This is a genomic window from Pseudomonas sp. NPDC087804, from assembly GCF_044742965.1.
Lineage (GTDB): Bacteria > Pseudomonadota > Gammaproteobacteria > Pseudomonadales > Pseudomonadaceae > Aquipseudomonas > Aquipseudomonas rustica.
This window is the reverse complement of record NZ_JBIUVN010000001.1, coordinates 1-20,676: the sequence shown is the minus strand read 5'-3', so window position 1 is coordinate 20,676 and position 20,676 is coordinate 1. Positions and strand designations below refer to the sequence as shown.

Annotated in this window: 26 protein-coding genes; 15 read left to right on the top strand and 11 right to left on the bottom strand. The window is 60.4% G+C overall.

Translation table 11 applies throughout. From position 1 onward, the window contains the following. The first annotated feature begins 2 nt into the window (after positions 1–2). Positions 3–893, top strand: coding sequence for a LysR family transcriptional regulator (locus ACIOMO_RS00130; protein WP_401237386.1), 891 nt, complete (start codon positions 3–5; stop codon positions 891–893). Positions 894–968: 75 nt separating this feature from the next. On the opposite strand, the gene ACIOMO_RS00125 is transcribed toward ACIOMO_RS00130, so the two are convergent. Beyond that, the gene (locus tag ACIOMO_RS00125) at positions 969–1,355 is read right to left on the bottom strand and encodes a cytochrome c family protein (RefSeq protein ID WP_159815215.1); all 387 of its coding nucleotides are present in this window, start codon (positions 1,353–1,355) and stop codon (positions 969–971) included. Between the two features lie 65 nt (positions 1,356–1,420). After that, complete coding sequence (locus ACIOMO_RS00120) at positions 1,421–2,752, bottom strand: PLP-dependent aminotransferase family protein (RefSeq protein ID WP_401237384.1); 1,332 nt, start codon at positions 2,750–2,752, stop codon at positions 1,421–1,423. Between the two features lie 90 nt (positions 2,753–2,842). Between ACIOMO_RS00120 and ACIOMO_RS00115 the strand changes: the two genes are divergently transcribed. Beyond that, positions 2,843–3,736 (top strand): DMT family transporter, encoded by an 894-nt coding sequence (locus ACIOMO_RS00115; protein WP_401237382.1) that lies wholly within the window; start codon positions 2,843–2,845, stop codon positions 3,734–3,736. Positions 3,737–3,739: 3 nt separating this feature from the next. Here the strand turns inward: ACIOMO_RS00115 and ACIOMO_RS00110 are convergent, their stop codons facing one another. Next, the gene (locus ACIOMO_RS00110; protein WP_159815212.1) at positions 3,740–4,555 is read right to left on the bottom strand and encodes an AraC family transcriptional regulator; all 816 of its coding nucleotides are present in this window, start codon (positions 4,553–4,555) and stop codon (positions 3,740–3,742) included. A 133-nt stretch (positions 4,556–4,688) separates the two neighbouring features. Here ACIOMO_RS00110 and ACIOMO_RS00105 point away from each other — a divergent pair, with 133 nt between their 5' ends. Next, positions 4,689–5,207, top strand: coding sequence for a carboxymuconolactone decarboxylase family protein (locus tag ACIOMO_RS00105; protein WP_401237380.1), 519 nt, complete (start codon positions 4,689–4,691; stop codon positions 5,205–5,207). A gap of 178 nt (positions 5,208–5,385) precedes the next feature. On the opposite strand, the gene ACIOMO_RS00100 is transcribed toward ACIOMO_RS00105, so the two are convergent. Next, entirely contained in the window at positions 5,386–6,831 is a 1,446-nt protein-coding gene (locus ACIOMO_RS00100; RefSeq protein ID WP_401237378.1) for a SulP family inorganic anion transporter, read from the bottom strand. Positions 6,832–6,988: 157 nt separating this feature from the next. On the opposite strand from ACIOMO_RS00100, the gene ACIOMO_RS00095 reads away from it, so the two are divergent. Further along, positions 6,989–7,297 carry a hypothetical protein gene (locus ACIOMO_RS00095; protein WP_401237376.1) on the top strand — a complete coding sequence of 103 codons (309 nt, stop codon included), beginning with the start codon at positions 6,989–6,991 and terminating at the stop codon, positions 7,295–7,297. On the opposite strand, the gene ACIOMO_RS00090 is transcribed toward ACIOMO_RS00095, so the two are convergent. Continuing rightward, positions 7,288–7,746, bottom strand: a complete 459-nt coding sequence (locus ACIOMO_RS00090) for a GNAT family N-acetyltransferase (protein ID WP_401237375.1) — start codon at positions 7,744–7,746, stop codon at positions 7,288–7,290. The two genes, ACIOMO_RS00095 and ACIOMO_RS00090, sit on opposite strands and share 10 nt — an antisense overlap. 142 nt (positions 7,747–7,888) lie before the next feature. Here ACIOMO_RS00090 and ACIOMO_RS00085 point away from each other — a divergent pair, with 142 nt between their 5' ends. After that, positions 7,889–8,530, top strand: a complete 642-nt coding sequence (locus ACIOMO_RS00085; RefSeq protein ID WP_401237373.1) for a TetR/AcrR family transcriptional regulator — start codon at positions 7,889–7,891, stop codon at positions 8,528–8,530. Positions 8,531–8,670: 140 nt separating this feature from the next. Here the strand turns inward: ACIOMO_RS00085 and ACIOMO_RS00080 are convergent, their stop codons facing one another. After that, positions 8,671–9,204, bottom strand: coding sequence for a cysteine hydrolase family protein (locus tag ACIOMO_RS00080; protein ID WP_401237371.1), 534 nt, complete (start codon positions 9,202–9,204; stop codon positions 8,671–8,673). Between the two features lie 66 nt (positions 9,205–9,270). Continuing rightward, entirely contained in the window at positions 9,271–10,998 is a 1,728-nt protein-coding gene (gene ggt / locus ACIOMO_RS00075) for a gamma-glutamyltransferase (RefSeq protein ID WP_401237369.1), read from the bottom strand. A 151-nt stretch (positions 10,999–11,149) separates the two neighbouring features. On the opposite strand from ggt, the gene ACIOMO_RS00070 reads away from it, so the two are divergent. Then, entirely contained in the window at positions 11,150–11,686 is a 537-nt protein-coding gene (locus ACIOMO_RS00070) for a methylated-DNA--[protein]-cysteine S-methyltransferase (protein ID WP_053121563.1), read from the top strand. 28 nt (positions 11,687–11,714) lie between these two features. Here ACIOMO_RS00070 and ACIOMO_RS00065 read toward each other — a convergent pair whose 3' ends face one another. Then, positions 11,715–12,158: a hemerythrin domain-containing protein gene (locus ACIOMO_RS00065; protein WP_401237367.1), complete on the bottom strand. Its 444-nt coding sequence runs from the start codon at positions 12,156–12,158 to the stop codon at positions 11,715–11,717. Between the two features lie 149 nt (positions 12,159–12,307). On the opposite strand from ACIOMO_RS00065, the gene ACIOMO_RS00060 reads away from it, so the two are divergent. Next, positions 12,308–12,733: an N-acetyltransferase gene (locus tag ACIOMO_RS00060; RefSeq protein ID WP_212551472.1), complete on the top strand. Its 426-nt coding sequence runs from the start codon at positions 12,308–12,310 to the stop codon at positions 12,731–12,733. Positions 12,734–12,836: 103 nt separating this feature from the next. Here the strand turns inward: ACIOMO_RS00060 and ACIOMO_RS00055 are convergent, their stop codons facing one another. Next, positions 12,837–13,187 (bottom strand): hypothetical protein, encoded by a 351-nt coding sequence (locus tag ACIOMO_RS00055; protein ID WP_053121569.1) that lies wholly within the window; start codon positions 13,185–13,187, stop codon positions 12,837–12,839. Positions 13,188–13,322: 135 nt separating this feature from the next. Here ACIOMO_RS00055 and ACIOMO_RS00050 point away from each other — a divergent pair, with 135 nt between their 5' ends. From ACIOMO_RS00050 to ACIOMO_RS00015, 8 genes are all read left to right on the top strand, one after another. Continuing rightward, positions 13,323–13,652: a DUF6388 family protein gene (locus tag ACIOMO_RS00050; RefSeq protein WP_401237365.1), complete on the top strand. Its 330-nt coding sequence runs from the start codon at positions 13,323–13,325 to the stop codon at positions 13,650–13,652. 26 nt (positions 13,653–13,678) lie between these two features. After that, positions 13,679–14,383, top strand: coding sequence for a YoaK family protein (locus ACIOMO_RS00045; RefSeq protein WP_282358711.1), 705 nt, complete (start codon positions 13,679–13,681; stop codon positions 14,381–14,383). A gap of 180 nt (positions 14,384–14,563) precedes the next feature. Continuing rightward, the gene (tusD, locus tag ACIOMO_RS00040; RefSeq protein WP_400647482.1) at positions 14,564–14,956 is read left to right on the top strand and encodes a sulfurtransferase complex subunit TusD; all 393 of its coding nucleotides are present in this window, start codon (positions 14,564–14,566) and stop codon (positions 14,954–14,956) included. A 1-nt stretch (position 14,957) separates the two neighbouring features. After that, positions 14,958–15,314 carry a sulfurtransferase complex subunit TusC gene (tusC, locus tag ACIOMO_RS00035; protein WP_212544686.1) on the top strand — a complete coding sequence of 119 codons (357 nt, stop codon included), beginning with the start codon at positions 14,958–14,960 and terminating at the stop codon, positions 15,312–15,314. After that, a complete protein-coding gene (gene tusB / locus ACIOMO_RS00030) occupies positions 15,314–15,607 on the top strand; it encodes a sulfurtransferase complex subunit TusB (protein WP_401237362.1) in 294 nt (97 codons plus the stop codon). The genes tusC and tusB overlap by 1 nt, the downstream gene beginning before the upstream one ends. Continuing rightward, positions 15,604–15,939, top strand: coding sequence for a TusE/DsrC/DsvC family sulfur relay protein (locus ACIOMO_RS00025; RefSeq protein ID WP_401237360.1), 336 nt, complete (start codon positions 15,604–15,606; stop codon positions 15,937–15,939). Before tusB ends, ACIOMO_RS00025 begins: the two co-directional genes overlap by 4 nt. Continuing rightward, on the top strand, positions 15,936–16,937 hold the full coding sequence (locus ACIOMO_RS00020) for a glycosyl transferase family protein (RefSeq protein ID WP_401237358.1): 1,002 nt from the start codon (positions 15,936–15,938) through the stop codon (positions 16,935–16,937). Before ACIOMO_RS00025 ends, ACIOMO_RS00020 begins: the two co-directional genes overlap by 4 nt. A gap of 91 nt (positions 16,938–17,028) precedes the next feature. Beyond that, on the top strand, positions 17,029–18,030 hold the full coding sequence (locus tag ACIOMO_RS00015; RefSeq protein WP_401237357.1) for a glutathione S-transferase family protein: 1,002 nt from the start codon (positions 17,029–17,031) through the stop codon (positions 18,028–18,030). A 94-nt stretch (positions 18,031–18,124) separates the two neighbouring features. On the opposite strand, the gene cysG is transcribed toward ACIOMO_RS00015, so the two are convergent. Then, complete coding sequence (cysG, locus tag ACIOMO_RS00010; protein WP_212551465.1) at positions 18,125–19,519, bottom strand: siroheme synthase CysG; 1,395 nt, start codon at positions 19,517–19,519, stop codon at positions 18,125–18,127. Then, positions 19,520–20,676 (bottom strand): serine--tRNA ligase (gene serS, locus ACIOMO_RS00005; RefSeq protein WP_401237355.1); only part of this gene is annotated, 1,157 nt, incomplete at its 5' end.

Here is a 20,676-nt window from a genome sequence, read left to right as displayed (position 1 = left end):
GCATGGATAAAATTCGCCACGTACCGTCCCTTCAAGCCATGCAGGCACTGGTCGAAGTCGCCGATTGCGGCAGCTTCACTCTGGCGGCGCAGAAGCTGTGCCTGACCCAAAGCGCGGTCAGTCGGCAGATCCAGCAATTGGAGGGTCACTTCAATGTCGCGCTGTTTATCCGCACCAGCCGCAGCCTGCGCCTCACCGCAGAAGGCGAGCAGGTGCTGGCCAGCGCGCGCAGCATTCTCGAACAACTGAAAAATCTCGAAGAGCGCCTCGCCCCACAGGAGCGGCCATTCCGCATCCGCATGCACGTGTCGCTGGCGGTGCGCTGGCTGCTGCCCAAACTCAGCGACTTTTACTTCAGCCATCCCGAGGTTTCCTTGGCGATTGAGACGGTCGCCACCGAAGTGGTTGAGCCGGCCAGCGACAGCGACGCGTACATTCTGTATCTGCCGCAAGCGGCCAGCGACCCGACGTATCTGACGCTGTTTGAAGAAACGCTGGTGCCGGTGTGCGCGCCCAATCTGCCGGGCGCACCGCGATCAGTGGACGAGTTGCAGCGTTTTCCCTTGCTGCATCGCTCGGCTGATCGTCAGGCGTGGTTCGAATGGCTGGCGGCGAATAATGGAAAACCGCTGGAGGATTACCGACACATCCCGTTCAACCTTGATGAGTTGGCACTGGATGCGGCGGCGCGCGGGTTGGGCGTAGCGGTCACGGACATGACGCTGGCCGCGGAGTCGCTGGAGCGCGGTGTGTTGGTGGTGCCGTTCGGCCCACCGCTGAAAACCGGCGGCATTTATTCGCTGTGCTTGCAGCCGTCAGCGGCGACGCACCCGGCGTGTGCATCGGTGATGCAATGGTTCACCAAACAGACCGACACCCCACAATCCCCGTAGGAGCTGCCGAAGGCTGCGATCTTTTGATCTTGCCCTTAAAAAACCAGATCAAAAGATCGCAGCCTTCGGCATCTCCTACAGGTGTTCCGAGAACGTCTGCAGGTAGGCGAGCAGGTTGTCGAGTTTCTCTTCATCGCTCAGGCCCCAGAAAATCATCCGCGTGCCTGGCACCACGCCTTTCGGGTCTTTGAGATACGCCCTCAACGTGTCGGCATCCCAGGTCACGCCGGAGTTTTTCATCGCGTCGGAATAGACGTAATTGGCCGAAGTACCGGCAGGCCGACCGACGATGCCGTTGAGTTCCGGGCCGAAACCGGGGCGGGCCGACTCACCGACCTGATGGCAACCACCACACAAACGCGGGAAGATTTTTGCCCCTGCTTCAGGGTCGCCGGCGGCTTGGGCAGTTGAACAGGTGGCGATAAGGCTCAAGGCCAGGGACAGTAAAGCAGTGGTTTTCATCGAACGATCCAAAAACAGGCGCTACACAATTGCGGCAAGCCTAACATTTTGTGCAAGGCAGTTTTTTACAGGTAAGCGCCGATGATCTTTCTGACGGTGATCAATGCCTGACGCAAAACGGCCATGTCCACCGAGCCCAGCGCCAGCCGAATCGCATGCGGCACATGGGCGGACACGGCAAATGGTTCGGCCGTGGTGACGGAGATCTGTTGCTGCTGCAGTTCCACGACGATCTGATCGGCGCGCACATCTTCCGGCAGCGGCAGCCATAAAAAGTACGAAGACGGATGGCCGATCCACGAAAGTCCTTTGAGCAACTCGGCGGCCAATGTTTGCCGTGCCTTGGCGTCGGTACGTTTCTGTTTCTCAAGCTCAATGACCGTGCCATCGTCGAGCCAGCCGCAGGCAATTGCAGTCATCACGCCGGGCGTGTTCCAGGTCGTGGCGCGAATGACGCGTTCCAGCGCCGGCACCATCCCCACGGGCGCGGCGATAAATCCGACGCGCAAACCGGTGGCGATGTTTTTCGACAGTCCCGACACGTACACCGTGCGCTCCGGCGCCAGATCAATCAGCGGGCGCGGTGGGTTTTCCACCAGAAAGGCGTAGGCCGCATCCTCGAGGATTGTCAGATCATGTCGTCGGGCGATCGCCACCAGTTGTTCACGTTGATCAATCGGCATTACCCAACCCAGCGGATTGTGCAACGTCGGCATGCTGTAAACGGCGCGCACCGCACGCTGCCGGCAGAGCTTGTCCAGCGCAGGCAGATCCGGGCCGTGTTCGGTCGTGGGGAACGCCACCACTTCCAGATGCAGCGCTTCGGCCAGCACTTTGAACCCGGAATAGGTCAACGCGTCGGCGGCGATCACATCACCCGGTTTAAGCAGCGCCATCAGCGTCACGGCCAACCCTTGCTGCGCACCGTTGACGATCAGCACTTGCTCGGCCTCGACCTGCACGCCACGGCTTAGCAGATGTTGCGCAACCGACGCGCGCTCATGAGCGCGACCGGCGTGCGGCTGATAACGCAGCAGCGCTTCGAGATCGCCCGACAACGCCAACTGCCGCAGCGCCGTGCGCAGCAGATCGGCCTGACCGGGCAACGACGGGTAGTTGAAATTGAGGTCAATCATGCCGACCGCGACGTCCTTCTGATCGATGCCCTGCCCCGGCGACAACGAGGTTTCCCGCACAAAAGTGCCGCGCCCGGCCTCGCCACTGACCAGGCCCATCGCCTCCAGTTCGGCATAAACCCGTGAAGCGGTGACCAGCGCCAGCCCTTCGCTCGCCGCCAATTGCCGGTGCGTCGGCAGGCGCGTGCCCGGCGACAGGCGACCCGAGCGAATGTCATCGGCGTAAGTATCAACCAGCGTCTTGTATCGGGAGCGCGGCATGTCGGCTGTATCCATGACAATTCTTTGATTGTCCTGATTCTCAGCCATAGGATTGAAATGACACAACCCCACTTTTGAGCGCGACCTGGCATGGAACGAACCTCGAATCTGACAAACCCGGCACTGGAAAAAACCAGCGGCTGGATCAACGGCTTTATTGGCGTGGTGATTTTCAGCGGCTCACTGCCCGCCACGCGATTGGCGGTGCTTGAATTCGACCCGGTGTTTCTCACGGTATTGCGTGCCGCCATCGCTGGGGTATTGGCCGTGGCACTGCTGTGGCTGTTTCGCGAACGGCGCCCCACACGCGATCAATGGCTGTCGTTGTTCATCGTGGCGATGGGCGTGGTGCTCGGATTTCCGCTGCTGACTGCGTTGGCTTTGCAACACGTGACGTCAGCACATTCGATTGTCTTTGTAGGATTGCTGCCACTGGCGACAGCGATTTTCGGCGTGTTGCGCGGTGGTGAACGGCCGCGTCCGGTGTTCTGGATTTTCTCGGTACTCGGCAGTGCGCTGGTGGTGGGGTTTGCGATCTCTCAAGGCCTGACCGCTTCGCCCACCGGCGACTTGCTGATGCTGGCCGCCATCGTCGCCTGCGGTCTGGGCTACGCCGAAGGGGCGAAACTGTCGCGCAGCCTCGGCGGCTGGCAGGTGATTTGCTGGGCGCTGGTGCTGTCGCTGCCGCTGATGGCTGTACTCAGTCTGTGGCTGGCGCCCGCCTCGTTCAGCACCATCAGCCTGTCGGCGTGGTTGTGCCTGGGCTATGTGTCGCTGTTCAGCATGTTGATCGGTTTTGTGTTCTGGTATCGCGGCCTGGCGCAGGGCGGGATTGCGGCGGTGGGTCAGTTGCAGTTGTTGCAGCCGTTTTTTGGCCTGGCGCTGGCGGCGAGGTTGCTGCATGAACACGTCAGCGTCGGCATGCTCGCGGTGACGTTGGGCGTCATTCTGTGTGTCGCCGGGGCGAAGAAGTTCGCCAAATAATCCCTAAGCGCCAGCCTTCCACTCGCGCGGGCTGAGCCCGGTCTTGCGGCGAAACGCGCGAGCCAGCGCCGAAGGGCTTTCGTAACCGACCTCTGCGGCGATCAGCGCAATTGGCTTGCCCTCGCGCAAACGTTTCTGCGCCAGGCTGACCCGCCAGCTCAGCAGATAATCGGCCGGCGTCTGCCCGACCACGCGGCGAAACTGCTCGGCAAAACTGGCGCGCGAGAGGTTGGCGACGCTGGCCAGCTCGGCCACGCTCCACGGTTTATGCGGTTGCTCGTGCATCTGGATCAAGGCCCGCGACAAACGCGGATCGGCGAGTCCGGCCATCATCCCCGGTTGTTGATCGCGACTGCTGATGAGGTGGCGCAACAGCAGAATCACCAGCAGTTCAAACAACCGATCCATCACCGCAACCCGCCCGCAATGTCCTTCGAAGGCTTCCTTGAACAACCACTCCAGCGTGCTGCCGAGTTCGGGAATGTCGCTGAGTTTCAGCACCAGATAATCCGGCAACGCGGTGGCGAGTGCATTGCCCGAACCGCCGTCGAACGTCAGCGTGGCACAGACCACGCGGGTGTCCATGGACTCGTCGGCAGACATTCGATGGGGAAACGGTCGCGGAAAGAAAATCAGCGAGGGTTCACTCAGCCTGAGCTCGCGTTCGTTACCCGGCCTGAGCAGCAACTCGCCCGCCTGCAACAGATGCACATGCCCGCACGGCTCGCCCTCATGCACGCTGATGCCGCAAAACGCGCCGCTGTGAAAGGTGCCGGCATTCACACCGAAGTGGCTGAGCAAAGTAGAAAGGCGATCCATTGGGCGACTCCTGCGGGCGAATCTGGACGATCTGCCGCATATCGTCGACGATTTGCCGCCAAAGCACCAGCCGTGATCCCTACCATTCACTCCATCGCCGACGCAGTTCGCGCCGGACTTTCGGAGAATCACCATGAGCCGCATCAACGCCATCAGCCTCGAAACCGCCACCGACGCCACCCGCCCCGTGCTGGAAGGTGTGAAGAAGAAAATCGGTTTCCTGCCAAACCTGTTCGCCACACTGGCCAAGGCGCCGGTCGCGCTCGACACCTACGTGCAGGCATCGGCGACACTGGGCAAATCGTCGCTTAGCGCCAAGGAAAAAGAAGCGGTGTACCTGGCGACCTCGCAGGTTAACGGCTGCGATTATTGCCTGGCGGCGCACACCTTTTTCGGCAGCAAGGCCGGGTTGTCGGCCGAGGACATTGTCGCGGCGCGCCAAGGTGAACTGAACGCCTACGCCGCCCTCGCCTATCAATTGACGGAAAGCCGTGGCCACTTGAGTGACGAGCAGATTGCCGCCGCTCGCGCTGCGGGGATTGATGACAGCAAGATCATCGAAGTGATTGCCGTGGTCGCGGTGCAGACCCTGACCAACTACCTGAACAACGTGGCGCTGACCGAGATCGACTTCCCGGCCATCGACGCCTGATCAAAGACCAATGCAAGACCTGTGGTGAGGGGATTTAGCGAAACGTCGCACCGCCCCGTTGGACTGCGCAGCAGGCCCCTGTTTTCTAGTTAAAAGAGGGATCGCTTCGCAATCCATCGGGGATAAATCCCCTCGCCACAAGTCAACATTCATCTCAAAGTCGTGTAAGCGCCGTGTGTCACTCGTGATCGACGCCGGCGCGCTTGAGCAGTTTTTTGCAGCGCTCGGACAAGTGGAACACCTGCAGATCCTTACCTGCTTTGGCGTAACGCTCACGCAAGGTTTTTAGCGCGGCAATCGCCGAGTAATCAACAAAGCTCAGATGCCGGCAGTCGAGGGTGACTTTTTGCGGATCGGTCGCCGGGTCGAACTGGTTGAGGAACGGCGTGGTCGAGGCAAAGAACAGCGTGCCGTGCAGGCGATAGAGTTTGCTGCCATCCGCTTCCAAATGCTCATCGGCGTACAACTCGCGCGCCTGCTGCCAGGCGAAATTCAGCGCAGCGATGATGATGCCGCACAGCACAGCGGTGGCCAGATCGGTGAACACGGTGATGGTGGTCACGGCGATGATCACCAGCACATCGTTGAGCGGGACTTTGTTGATGACGCGCAACGAAGCCCAGGCGAAGGTCTGCTGCGAGACCACGAACATCACCCCGACCAGCGCCGCCAGCGGGATACGCTCGATCAGCGGTGATAGAAACAGAATGAACAACAAAATCAGCACGCCCGCGACCACACCGGACAAACGTCCGCGCCCGCCGGAGCTGAGATTGATCACGGTCTGGCCGATCATCGCGCAACCGCCCATGCCGCCGAATGCGCCCGAGACCATGTTCGCCGCGCCCAACGCCACGCATTCACGATCCGGGTAGCCACGGGTTTCGGTGATTTCGTCGGTGAGGTTCAGCGTCAGCAGGGTTTCCAGCAGCCCGACCAGTGCCATCAGAATCGCGTAGGGGGCGATGATGCGCAGGGTTTCGAGAGTCCACGGGATGTCCGGCAAGGCGAAAGTCGGCAGACCACCGGCGATGTGCGCCATGTCGCCGAGGGTGCGGGTCGGCAGGCCGAACAGATAGACCAGCAGGCCGACGCCGAGAATCGCCACCAGCGCCGGCGGCACCGCTTTGGTCAGGCGCGGCAGGATGTAAACGATCGCCATGGTCAGCGCCACCAGCCCTGCCATCAGGTACAACGGCGTGCCGCTGAGCCATTCCTCACCGTTCTTGAAATGCTCCAGTTGCGCCAGGGCAATGATGATCGCCAGACCGTTAACGAAGCCGAGCATCACCGGGTGCGGCACCATGCGCACCAGTTTGCCCAAGCGCAGCAAACCGAACGCCATCATGATCAAACCGCCGAGCAGCACGGTCGCCAGCAGGTATTGCACGCCGTGTTGCACCACCAGCGCAACAATCACCACCGCCATCGAACCCGCCGCGCCGGAGACCATGCCCGGCCGACCGCCGAACAAAGCGGTCAGCGTGCAGATGATGAAAGCACCGTACAGGCCCATCAGCGGATTGAGGTGTGCCACCAGCGCGAAGGCGATGCATTCGGGCAACAGGGCAAACGAGGTGGTGAGTCCGGCCAGGACATCGGCGCGCAGACGAATCGGTTTCATGGCTTACCTGACTGAGCGGCCGACGTCGGCGACCGCAGGTGTTCGGGGAAAAGTGGGTTGCGGATGTTACGGAATTGTCCCCGCAGCGGCCAGTGATCGCTGACAGTTATCGACCTGCGCTTTATGCTGGCGCGCTCAGTCTTCATCGAGTTCGAACATGTCTGCATTTTTAACCGCTCGCGAAGTTTGTCAGCGTTTGCGTGACGCGGCGCTGGAGGTGCTCGCCTTTAAAGTAGGCGAGGCGCCCTCCGCCTCCGGGCTGGTTGTCGTCGATATCGAAGGCTGGCGCTTGTTGCTGGATTTTGACGGCGGCCGGTTGCATCACTGTGAATACGCGCGCGATACCGATGGACGCGAAGGCGCGCTCGAGGGTTGGCAGCGTTACGGCACTGATCCGGTGAGTTTGCTCAGTACTTGGGAATTGGCGCAGATCGAACGGCTACTGGCGCAATCCCCTCAGCCCTGACGCAAGTCGAGCACGTAAGTGTAATAACCGGTATCGCGCACATACCCCAACGACTCGTACAAACCCTGCGCGGTGTAGTTGTCGGTGGCGGTTTCCAGCACCAACCCCTTCGCGCCGGTTTCCAGCGCAAACGCGCGGGCGGTGTTCATCAGCAATCGGCCAACGCCGCGACCCCGGGCGGCTGGCGTGGTGAACAGGTCGCTGAGCAGCCACGTGCGGTGGGCATCGATGGAGGAAAACGTCGGGTACAACTGCACAAATCCCAGCGCTTCACCGTGCTCCTCCTGCGCCAGAAAAATCGCTGACTCCCCCGCCGCCATGCGTTCGGCGATGAAGGCGCGCGACTGTGCCAGATTCGACGGTTGCTCGTAGAAACCCCGATAAGCGTCGAATAACTGCGCCACCGCCTCCAGCTGTGCGGTATCGGCGTGCAATGCCTTAATCGTCATGACCCCTTCCTCGTTTATTCAATGATCGAAGCAGCATAGCGCTGTCTGTCGAGTAAGCTGGCCTCACCGCTATATAGTTTTGTATATTGCGAAACCGAAATCGCCAGAATCTTTCCATGTTGTTTATTCAGACTGTTTTTCCATGAGTGCCATCCGCGTACGCAACGAGCAGTTGATCCTCAACGCTGCCAGTGAAGAATTCGCCGCCAACGGCTTCGACGCCACCCAGACCCGCGACATCGCCGCCCGCGCTGGCGTGCCCAAGGCGAACCTGTATTACTACTTCCAGACCAAGGAAAACCTCTACTCGAAAGTCTTGCTGGGGTTTGTCGAACCGTTGCTGGAGGCGTCGGCGGTGCTGCGTGAAAGCGATGATCCGCTGGTGGGCTTGCGCGCTTACGTCGCTGCGCGGATTCGTATTGCCCGCGAGCATCCGGCGATTGCCAAGGTGTTCAGTGGTGAGTTGCTGCTCGGCGGGCGGCAGTTGCCAGACGAGTGCCGCGATCTGCTGCAGGCTGAAGCGCGACGGAATGTCGAGTGTTTGCGCAGTTGGATTGAGCGCGGTTTGCTGGCACCGGTGGATCCGGAGCATTTGATGCTGTTCATCTGGTCGGCGACGCGCACCTACACCAACATCGGCTGGCAGATGGGCCGGATCATGGAACGCGAAGAGCCGCTGGATGAGGATTACGAACGGGCGGCGGAAACGATTACGCGGTTGGTGCTGGAGGGGGTTGTGGCGCCGAGGGTTGGGGAGATTCGCGGGGTGTTGTTTGCGACTTGAACCGCAGAATGACCGCAGTACATCTGCAAACACAACCCCTGTAGGAGCTGTCGAGTGAAACGAGGCTGCGATCTTTGATCATGATTTTCAAGATCAACAGATCGCAGCCTCCGGCAGCTCCTACAGGGGGTGTGGTGTTTTCAAAACATAATGGTGGCAGCGGGTTTCACGTCGATGCGGGCGACGGAGCCGGTCAAATGTGCGAGGTCTTTGTTGTGTTCGGCGATGATGTCGTCGGCGCTCATCGGGCCGTTGTCGACGGTGGAATGTGCGTCAGCGGCGAGCACTACGTCGTAGCCCAGTTGATGGGCCTGGCGCACGGTCGCGCTGATGCAATAGTCGGTTTGCAACCCGCAAATGACCAAGCGTTCGAAATCCTCGCTCGGCAGCAGTTTGCGTAAATCAGTCTGATAGAACGAATCGGGCGTGGTCTTGCGCACGCGTAAATCCTCGCTCGACGTTTCCAGCCCTTCGGCCAGTTGCCAGCCTTCCGCACCACGAGCCAACGGACTGTCCTTTTCTTCATGCTGAATCAGCACCACCGGTACCCCGGCCGTGCGCGCTCGGCGGCTGAGGCCGTTGATGGTGTCGATCACCCGGTGAATGTCGTGGCACTCATACTCGCCCGAGCAGAGAGCTTGCTGGACGTCGATGATCAGCAATGCGGTGGTCATGATGAGCCTTCCTTGATCAGTCCATGAAACAGGGGCGGACATGGGCCCGCCCCGTTTTTACGCGCCTTAGTAACCCAATGACAACCCGGTATTACGCCGTGGATCGTTGGCGCCGTAGAAGCGGTTTTTGCCAACCGGTTTACCACCCAGCGACGGTGCGCCGACCAGAATCGCGGCGATGTGGTTGGCATCCTGCGGGCCGGCAAACTTGTGGCCCCAGCTCTCGAGAATCTTCTTCGTGTCGGGACTCGCCGCGAAGTCTTCGAGGTTGGTTTCCTCCGGCATCCACTGCTGATGGAAGCGCGGCGCATCGACTGCTTCCTGCAGGCCCATGCCGTAGTCGATAACGTTGAGCATGGTCAGCAAGGTCGCGGTGATGATCCGGCTACCGCCCGGCGTGCCCACCACCATCACCACTTTGCCGTCCTTGGTGACGATGGTCGGGCTCATCGACGACAGCGGTGCCTTGCCCGGCGCGATCGCGTTGGCTTCGCCCTGCACCAGACCGTACATGTTCGGCACGCCGACCTTGGAGGTGAAGTCGTCCATTTCATCGTTGAGGATCACCCCGGTCTTGCTCGCCATCACGCCCGCGCCGAACCAGTCGTTGAGGGTGTAAGTGACCGAAACCGCGTTACCCCACTTGTCGACAATCGAATAGTGCGTGGTGTTGCTGCCTTCATGCGGTGCGGTACCCGGTTTCAGCTCGGCCGAGACTCCAGCCTTCTGCGGTTGAATCGCGTCGCGCAGTTTCGTTGCGTAGTTCTTGTCGAGCAGATGTTCGATCGGGTTTTTGACGAAATCCGGATCACCCAGATAGCTGTTGCGATCCACGTACGCGTGGCGCATCGCTTCGATCTGATAGTGCATGCCCTGGGCCGAATGGAAGCCCAGATCCTTCATCGGATAGCCTTCGAGGATGTTCATGATCTGGCAGATCACCACACCGCCGGAGCTTGGCGGTGGCGCGGAAACCACGTGGTAGCCACGGTAATCACACTCGACCGGCGCCAGTTCGCGGGTCTTGTATTTGTCGAGGTCGGCCTGGGTGATGATGCCCTTGTTGGCCTGACTCGACGTCACGATCGCATCGGCGACCCAGCCTTTATAGAAGCCGTCGGTGCCTTTTTCGGAAATGGTGCGCAGGGTTTTAGCCAGATCCTTCTGCACCAGTTTCTGCCCGACCTGCATCGGCTCGCCGTTGTGCAGGAAGATCGAGCCGGAATCGCGAATGTCCTTTTTGAACACATCGGTGGCGTATTCCAGCAACTCGACGTCGCCCTGCTCCAGTTCGAAACCGTCTTCAGCCAGTTTGATGGCCGGGGCGATCATGTCTTTGCGCGGCTTGGTGCCGTACTTGCTCAGCGCCAGTTCCATGCCGGAGACGGTGCCCGGTACGCCGACCGCCAAGTGGCAGCGTGTGCTCAGATCAGGAATGACGTTGCCTTCCTTGTCCAAGTACATATTGGCGGTCGCGGCCAACGGCGCTTTTTCGCGGAAATCGAGGAAGGTCTTGCGCCCGTCGGCCAGTTGAATGGTCATGAAACCGCCACCGCCGAGGTTGCCCGCTGCGGGGTAAACCACCGCCAGCGCATAACCCACCGCGACGGCGGCATCCACCGCGTTGCCGCCGCTTTTCAAAACATCGACGCCGACGTGGGTCGCCAGATGTTGCGCGGTGACCACCATGCCGTTTTCGGCAGCGACCGGTGCGACCGAGGCCGCGTGAGCCATCAGACAGCTGAGTGCCAATGAGGTCGCTATCAGCGATTTGGCCAAAGGTTCGTACTTCATGAGTCGATCTCTTTTTTGTTTTTAGGGTCTGTGCAAAACAGAGGCGAACGCTTCAAGAGCAACAAGCAGTATGGTCGCGATTGCGCATTGCGCCTCCCCACGCAGGCAGTATGCTGAGCGCCATTAATGCCCTGAACCGGAGCTGGCCTGCATGGCTTTTACCTTCATCACCCTGCCCTCACCCGTCGGCGAGTTGAAGCTGGTCGCGAACGGTTCACGACTGGCGGCCATCCTCTGGGAAAACGACAAACCGAACCGCGTGCGCCTCGGGCCGATGAGCGCAGCACCAGACAATCCGATCCTGATAAAAACCGCTCGGCAGCTGCAAGAATATTTTTCCGGCACCCGCGATCGCTTCGATCTGGAACTGGATTTTGTCGGCACTGATTTTCAGAAACAGGTGTGGGCGGCGTTGCTGACGATTCCGTTTGGCGAGACGCGCAGCTACAGCCAGATTGCCGCGCAGATCGGCAATCCTTCAGCGGTGCGGGCAGTGGGCGCAGCGAATGGGCGTAATCCGATTTCGATTGTGGCGCCGTGTCATCGGGTGATCGGTGCGTCGGGGAAACTCACCGGGTTTGCGGGCGGGCTGGAGGCCAAGGAGCATTTGCTGACGCTGGAGGGAGCTTTAACATCAAAAGATCGCAGCCCGCGGCAGCTCCTGCATTTGCAATTCGATCTCCTGTAGGAGCTGCCGCAGGCTGCGATCTTTTGATCTACTTGGCGTCGACCTGCTCCTGATACTCTTTTTCATACTGCCCGGCGAGCTGCACCTTCTGCTTCTCATTGAGCAATTTGCCGGCCATCTGGAAGAACTTCTGCTCTTCTTCCTCCAGGTGGTGATGCACCTTCTCCGACAACTTCTTCGCCGTCGCCAACCACGCCGGGCTCGACATCTCGGTCTCGTCAAGTTCTTCCATCATCTCGTCCATTTCATGGTGCTCGGAAATCGCGTGACGACTGAGGTCGACACCGGCATCGCACTCCATCAACGGAATGTAGAAGTGACGTTCTTCGGCGGTTTCGTGGGCTTGCAGTTCATCTTTAAGCAGTTTGTAAGCCTCAACCCGCTCCGGGGTGTCACCGCTGGTTTTGATCAGGCTTTTCGCGTAAGTGCGCTGGCGGTCGTGGCTTTCACGAAGGGCTTCAAAAATATTCATGGCGTGTCCTCATCAACCGCGTGCTGGAATGACGCTGTAAAAGCTAGACCGCGACGCGCGAGCGACGGTTCCACCGGTTTTGCGCAGGGACTTGGAAGCAGACCACCGGGCAGGATACGCTGGCGAATTATCCTACAAGGAAGTCCTGCATGAACTTGCGCATCGAGTTAACGCAAACACCCACGGAAGAACACCGCGCGGCGATTCTCGCGCCACTGCGCGCACATAACGTCTCCCAGGCCGGCCCATCGGCGTGGGAACCGATCGCGCTGTTGGTGCGCGACGAGCACGACGCTGTGCTCGGCGGCCTGTATGGCCACACGTTTTATCGCTGGTTGTTCATTGAATTGTTGGCCGTGCCGATTGAAGGGCGCGGTCAGGGCATCGGTTCGAAACTGATGCAGATGGCCGAAGATTTTGCGCGAGAGAAGGATTGCGTGGGGATCTGGCTCGACACCTTTTCGTTTCAGGCGCCGGAGTTTTACAAGAAGGTCGGGTATACCGAGTGCGGTGAGATTGTTGATTATCCGCTGGGGCATAAGCGGCATTTTTTCCAGAAGCGGCTTATAGGTTGAATGGACTGGCCCCTTCGCGAGCAGGCTCGCTCCCACATTGGAATGCATTCCAAATTGTGGGAGAGAGCCTGCTCGCGAAGGCGGCCGTCAATTCACCCAATAATCAGAGGCAAGTCGCCAACGCCGCCAACCGCCGCTTCGCGACAAAATCATCTTTCTGCGCGTAGTAATTCAGCGTCGTCCCCGACGGCTCCGTGCTCAGGTCAACGAACGACTCCGCCGAACGGGTGTACACCGTCGAACCGCCCTTCTTGCCCGGTTGCAGATAAGCCCCCGCGTCCACGCCAAATACCGCCTCGTCCTGCCAGGCGAATTGCACGCACTGCGCCACGAGCTTCTCGGCTTTGTCCGAGGTCATGACTTTATAAGGCGCCTGGGTGCGCGCATCGTCCATCGCCGAACCTGCGCAACCGGCCAGAACCGTCGCCGCCAGCGCTACCATCAGAATTCGCATTGCATTCGCTCATTCAGAAAAAAGCGGACTGTATCACCGCCGCAAGCGGAAATCGTTCTGCTTTACTGCATTTATAGCGAGACAGGCACTCGCCGCTGCGGCAACCTAAGGTCATCAGCCTCACAAGGAAAACCCATGGCGCCTACCGATCAGCGACATGAACACGCCCTGAAACTGTTCCTCGACGCGCGCCCTGAACTGCGCGACAGCCTCGACCACCTCAATCCTCTGTTGGCTCAGGCCAAGGGCGAAACCCAGGCGCAATACCGCGAAGAACGTCTCCATGAGGCGTTTGAAGAAGAAGCGGACAAACTGGGATTGTTCGCCTGGGAACTGACGTTGCAGCTGACCGCTGATTCGCCTGAGGAATATCAGGCGCAGCGCCTGGAAGTGCATCGCGAGGTGGCGGAAATGGCCGGCATGGACTGGCTGGAATACTGCGACCTGTACGGGATAGAACTTTAACCGCCACGCCAAGGATCCTTTCGCCGATGCTGCCTTCCGCCTCGACTCATCGCGCCAGCCCCGGCCATCTGCACACGCAGAAATGGCGTGGACGCGTGGGTCTGGCGCTGGTCGCCAGCCTGTCAGTACTGGCCGGCATGACCGACGCCATCGGCTTCATGGCCAGCGGCGATTTCGTCTCGTTCATGAGCGGGAACACGACACGCCTGGCGGTGGCGATCAGTGAAGGTGATCTCGGGTTGACCTTGCGCCTGGTGATTCTTGTCGCGACGTTCATCCTCGGTAATGCCTTGGGCGTGCTCGTTGCGCGCCTCGGTGGGCGACGCGCGCTGCCGCTGCTGCTGTGCATCGCCACCCTGCTCTGCACCTCGGCAGCGTGGCCGTTCGACGCGCAACTGCCGGCATTGCTCGCAGCGATCATTGCGATGGGCATGCTCAACGCGGCGGTCGAGGAAGTGAATGGCCTGCCGGTCGGGCTGACCTACGTGACCGGTGCGCTGTCGCGATTTGGCCGAGGACTGGGGCGCTGGATGCTCGGCGAACGGCGCAGCGGCTGGCGGGTGCAACTGGTGCCCTGGAGCGGGATGTTTATCGGCGCCATTCTCGGGGCGGTGCTGGAACAGCATCTGGGCCTCAAAGCCATGTTTGTCAGCGCTGTGCTGGCCGCGTTGATCGGCCTGCTTTCCCTCAGAATCCCGCGACGCTGGCAACTCGGCTACATGCCCCGCTAACCGCAAATCCCCTGTAGGAGCTGACGAGTGAAACGAGGCTGCGATCTTTTGATCTGGTTTTTTTAAAATCAAGATCAACAGATCGCAGCGTGCCGCAGCTCCTACAGGGATCGGGTTTGCGCGATCCTTTGGCGGCCGCAATGCTTTATCATGGCCGCAGTTTTGCTGATCGAGTCCGTCATGAAGTTCGCCATCGCGTTATTTTCCGCCGCCCATGCGCCCTCCTCGCGCCGTGCTCTGCTGTTTGCGCAGGCGGCACTGGCCGGTGGACATGAGGTTGTCCGGCTGTTTTTCTACCAGGACGGCGTCTACAACGCCTCCGACGCGGTGGTCACCCCGCAGGACGAACTCGACTTGCCCAAGCAATGGCGCGCGTTTATTACCGAGCAGAAGCTCGACGGCGTGGTCTGCATCGCCGCCGCCCTGCGCCGTGGCGCCCTGAACGCGGAAGAAGCCAAGCGTTACCAGCGCGAAGCGATTTCGGTCAGCACGCCGTGGGAATTGTCCGGCCTCGGTCAGTTGCATGATGCGGTGCAAGATGCCGATCGCCTGATCTGCTTTGGAGGTGCTTGAGATGGCCAAATCCCTGTTGATCATCAGCCGCCAGTCGCCATGGTCGGGCCCCGGCGCCCGCGAAGCGCTGGACATCGTGCTGGCCGGCGGCGCTTTCGATCTGCCGATCGGTTTGCTGTTCCTCGATGACGGCGTGCTGCAACTCAGCGCCGGGCAAAACGCGAAAGCGCTGCAGCAGAAAGACCTCAGCGCCAACCTGCAAGCGCTGCCGATGTTCGGTGTTGAAGAGCTGTTCTATTGCGCCGACAGCGCCAGCGCCCGCGGCCTCAGCACGTTGTCGCTGGACGAAGCCGCGCCGCTGGCCGCCGAGCAAATCACCGCCCTTATTGACCGCTACGACCAGGTGATCACCCTCTGATGTCGACTTTGCATGTGTTGTCTCATTCCCCGTTCGGCGACGATCGCCTGACCAGTTGCCTGCGCGTGATCGGCGGCGCTGATGCTTTATTGCTGTCCGGCGATGCGGTCTACGCGTTGCAACCGGGCACCGCGCCGTTCACCGCGCTGCACAACCGCCAGATCAAATTGTTCGTTCTGGCCGAAGATGCGCAGGCGCGCGCCATCCAAGTTCCAGACTGGGCCGAAGTGATCGATTACCCGGCCTTCGTCGAACTGTCGATCCATCACGACAAGGTCAACAGCTGGCTATGAATTCCATGACCGTCGGCGCCCGCGCCATCGAACTGGACAAGGATGGTTTCCTCGTTGACCTCAGCGATTGGTCCCACGATGTCGCCAGCGCCCTCGCCGCCGCCGAAGACATCGAGTTGACCGCCGAACACTGGGAAGTCCTCGAATTGCTGCGCAGCTTCTACGCCGAATTTCAGTTATCCCCGGCCACGCGCCCGCTAATCAAGTACACCGCGCTGAAACTCGGTGTGGAAAAAGGCAACAGCCTGCACCTGAACCGACTGTTCAAAGGCACCCCTGCCAAACTCGCCGCAAAACTGGCGGGCCTGCCCAAACCGACGAATTGCTTATGACCGACTTTCCAGCGCTGACCCTCGAAACGCCTGCCGAACATCCATTCGCCCAGTTCGTACGCATCCTCGGCAAGGGCAAACGCGGCGCCCGTGATCTGACGCGCGAAGAAGCGCGTAAAGCCATGGGCATGGTGCTCGACGACAAGGTCGAGGACACCCAGCTCGGTGCGTTCCTGATGTTGCTGCGCCACAAGGAAGAAAGCGCCGAGGAAATGGCCGGTTTCACCGAAGCCTTGCGTGAACGCTTGCAGGCGCCGGCGCTGAACGTCGATCTGGATTGGCCGACCTACGCCGGTAAAAAGCGCCATCTGCCGTGGTACCTGCTGGCCGCCAAGTGCCTGGCGCAGAACGGCGTGCGCATCTTCATGCACGGCGGCGGCGCGCACACCGCCGGGCGGCTGTACAGCGAGCAACTGCTCGGCGAGTTGAACATCCCGTTGTCCCGCACGTGGCAACAGGTCGGCACGGCACTGGACAACGGTGGCCTCGCGTTTATGCCGCTGGTGGACTGGGCGCCGCAGTTGCAGAACATGATCGATCTGCGCAACACCTTGGGTCTGCGCTCGCCGATTCATTCGCTGGCGCGGATTCTTAATCCGTTGGGCGCTCGCTGCGGGCTGCAAAGTATTTTCCACCCCGGCTACCAAGCGGTGCACCGCGATGCCAGCGGCCTGCTCGGCGACACAGCGATTGTGGTCAAGGGTGATGGCGGCGAAATCGAGATCAACCCGGATGCAAACAGCCACCTCTACGGCACCACTGGCGGCGAGAGCTGGGATGAGGAATGGCCGCAGATGTCGGCGCAACGCCACGTCAAACCATCGTCGCTGGATGTCGAGCACTTGAAAGCCGTGTGGCGCGGCGACGTGGTCGACAGCTATCCGCAAATGGCGCTGATTTCGACGATGGCGCTGGCCCTGCGCGGGCTTGGCCAACCGCGTGAACAAGCCTTCGAAACCGCCGAGCAATACTGGGCCGCGCGGGACAAATCGATTTAACCGATCATTCACGCCCGATCTTTGCGCTTTTTGTTCGAACTCACAGGAATAGACTCGACTCCAACGTTCACTGATTTACGGAGTCTTGATCATGGGTTTACTCGTCGATGGCCACTGGCAGGACAAGTGGTACGAAAGCAGCAAAGACGGCGCGTTCCAGCGCGAACAGGCACAACGCCGTAACTGGGTCACCGCCAACGGCGAGCCCGGCCCTAGCGGTGAAGGTGGTTTTGCCGCCGAGGCCGGTCGCTATCACCTCTACGTGTCACTCGCCTGTCCATGGGCACATCGCACGCTGATCCTGCGCAAACTCAAAGGTCTGGAAAGTCTGATCGACGTTTCGGTGGTCAGTTGGTTGATGCTGGAAAACGGCTGGACGTTCGACAAAGCGCTGGGCTCGACCGGCGACAAACTCGATGGCTTTGAATTCATGCATCAGCGCTACACCGCTGACACCGCCGACTACACCGGCCGCGTCACCGTGCCGGTGCTGTGGGACAAAAAGCTCAAACGCATCGTCAGTAATGAATCAGCGGAGATCATCCGCATGTTCAACAGCGCGTTTGATGGTCTGACCGGCAATGAGCTGGACTTTTATCCGGCGCCACTGCGTAGCGAGATCGATGCGCTCAATGATCGAATTTATCCAGCCGTGAACAACGGCGTGTACCGAGCCGGGTTTGCCACGTCGCAACAGGCCTATGAACAAGCGTTCGATGAGGTGTTTGCTGAGCTCGATCATCTGGAGCGGGTTTTAGGTGCGAATCGCTATCTGACCGGCGAGTACCTGACCGAAGCCGATGTGCGCCTGTTCACCACGATGATTCGTTTTGACGCGGTGTATCACGGGCACTTCAAGTGCAATTTGCGGCGGATTGCCGATTACCCGAACCTGTCGAACTGGCTGCGTGAGGTGTATCAGCTGCCGGGGATTGGCGAGACGGTGGATTTTCAGCACATCAAAAATCACTACTACGGCAGCCACAAGACCATCAACCCGACGGGGGTTGTGCCGAAGGGGCCGGAGCAGGATTTCACGGCGGCCCATGATCGGGCGCGGTTGGCTGGGAAAGGGGTTTGGTTGAAGGGCTAACAGCAAAAAGCAAAAGATCGCAGCCTTCGGCAGCTCCTACATGAGAATGCGTTCTCTGTAGGAGCTGCCGAAGGCTGCGATCTTTTGATCTGACTCAGACCTGCGCCTGAGCCCCTTCAAACCACGCCAGTTTCTCGCGCAGTTGCACCACTTCCCCGACGATCACCAATGTCGGCGCATGCACTTCATGCTCCGCCACCATGCGCGGCAGATCCGCCAGCGTGCCGGTAAAGACTCGCTGATTGACCGTGGTGCCCTGCTGAATCAACGCCGCCGGGGTGTCCGCCGCGCGACCGTGCTTGATCAACTGCTCGCAGATCACCGGCAAGCCCACCAGGCCCATGTAGAACACCAGCGTCTGCGCCGGGGCGACGAGGTCGGCCCAGGGCAGGTCGGTGGAACCGTCCTTCAAATGCCCGGTGACAAAGCGCACTGACTGCGCGTAATCACGATGGGTCAGCGGAATCCCGGCATACGCCGCGCAACCACTTGCTGCGGTAATCCCAGGCACCACCTGAAACGGAATCCCGTGGGCCGCCAGTTCTTCGATCTCTTCGCCGCCACGGCCGAAGATAAACGGATCACCGCCCTTCAAGCGCACCACGCGCTTGCCGGCCTTGGCCAGATCAACCAGTTGCTGGTTGATCTGATCCTGCGGCACTGCGTGATCTGAACGGCGCTTGCCGACATACACGCGCTCGGCATCGCGACGGCACAACTCAAGAATCGCTGGCGCGACCAAACGGTCGTACAACACCACGTCGGCTTGCTGCATCAGACGCAAAGCCTTGAACGTCAGCAGATCCGGATCACCCGGCCCTGCGCCGACCAAATACACTTCACCGGTGGTAACCGTTGCTTCGCCATCAATCTTGGCCTGCAACAGACGCTCGGCTTCGGCGCCCTGCCCGGCCAGTTGGCGGTCGGCAATCGGCCCTTGGAACACGTCCTCCCAGAATCCGCGACGCTGCTGTACATCCGGAAACAGGCTTTTCACCTGATTGCGGAAACGCGCGGCGAGCCCGGCCAACTGACCGTAAGTCGATGGAATCCAGGTTTCGATCTTGGCGCGAATCAGTCGCGCCAGCACCGGCGCGTCGCCACCGCTGGACACTGCGATGATCAGCGGCGAGCGATCGACGATCGCCGGGAAGATCACGCTGCACAAGGCAGGCGCGTCGACCACGTTGACCGGCACGCAGCGCTTGTGAGCATCGGTGGAGACTTGTGCGTTCAGCGTTTCATCGTCGGTGGCGGCGATAATCAGCCCGCAACCGTCCAGATCCGCCTCGACGTAACCGCGCAACAGGCATTCGCCGCCGGAAGCTGCGACCAGCTCACGCAGCTGCGATTCGATTTCAGGTGCGACCACCCGCAGCAGCGCACCGGCATCGGCCAGCAGGCGGGATTTGCGCAAGGCAATTTCCCCCCCACCGACGACCAACACACGACTGCCGCGCAGGTTGTGAAACAGCGGCAGATATTTCATTTAGCCGATGACCTCAAGGCCACCCATGTACGGCTTCAGCACGTCCGGCACACGGATCGAACCGTCAGCCTGCTGGTAGTTTTCCAGCACGGCAACCAGGGTACGGCCTACGGCCAGACCGGAACCGTTCAGCGTGTGCACCAGTTCAGGCTTGCCGGTTTCCGGATTGCGGAAACGCGCTTGCATACGACGCGCCTGGAAGTCGCCGCAGTTCGAGCACGACGAAATTTCGCGGTACTTGTCCTGGCTCGGAATCCACACTTCGAGGTCGTAAGTCTTGACCGCGCTGAAGCCCATGTCGCCGGTGCACAGCGCCAGGGTGCGGTAAGGCAGACCGAGCAGTTGCAGGACTTTTTCAGCGTTGGCGGTCAGGCCTTCCAGCGCTTCCATCGAGGTCGACGGCTCAACGATTTGCACCATTTCAACTTTGTCGAACTGGTGCTGACGGATCATGCCGCGGGTGTCGCGACCCGACGCACCGGCTTCGCTGCGGAAGCACGGGGTGTGGGCAACGAATTTGATCGGCAGCAGTTTCGAATCGACGATTTCGCCAGCGACGATGTTGGTCAGCGACACTTCGGCAGTCGGGATCAGGTACAGATCGGCTTCGCCTTCGCGGGCGATCTTGAATAGGTCTTCTTCGAATTTCGGCAGTTGACCGGTGCCTTGCAGCGCCGGGGCCTGAACCAGATAAGGCGTGTAAGCCTCTTCGTAGCCGTGCTCGTTGACGTGCAGATTGATCATGAACTGCGCGAGTGCGCGGTGCAGACGGGCGATCGGGCCACGCAGCAGAGCGAAACGCGCGCCGGACAGCTTGGCAGCGGTTTCAAAGTCAAGCCAGCCGAACTTCTCGCCGAGGGCAACATGGTCTTTCACTTCGAAATCGAAAGCGGTCGGCGTGCCCCAGCGGCGCACTTCGACGTTGTCGTCTTCGTCCTTGCCGACCGGCACGGATTCGTGCGGCAGGTTGGGAATGCCCAGCACGATCGAGTCCAGTTCGGTCTGGATCGCGTCCAGCTCGACTTTACCGGCACTCAATTCGCCCGCCATGCGCTCGACGTCCGCCATCAACGGCGCGATGTCTTCGCCGCGCTGCTTGGCCTGACCGATGGATTTGGAACGCGCGTTACGCTCAGCCTGCAGTGCTTCGGTGCGGG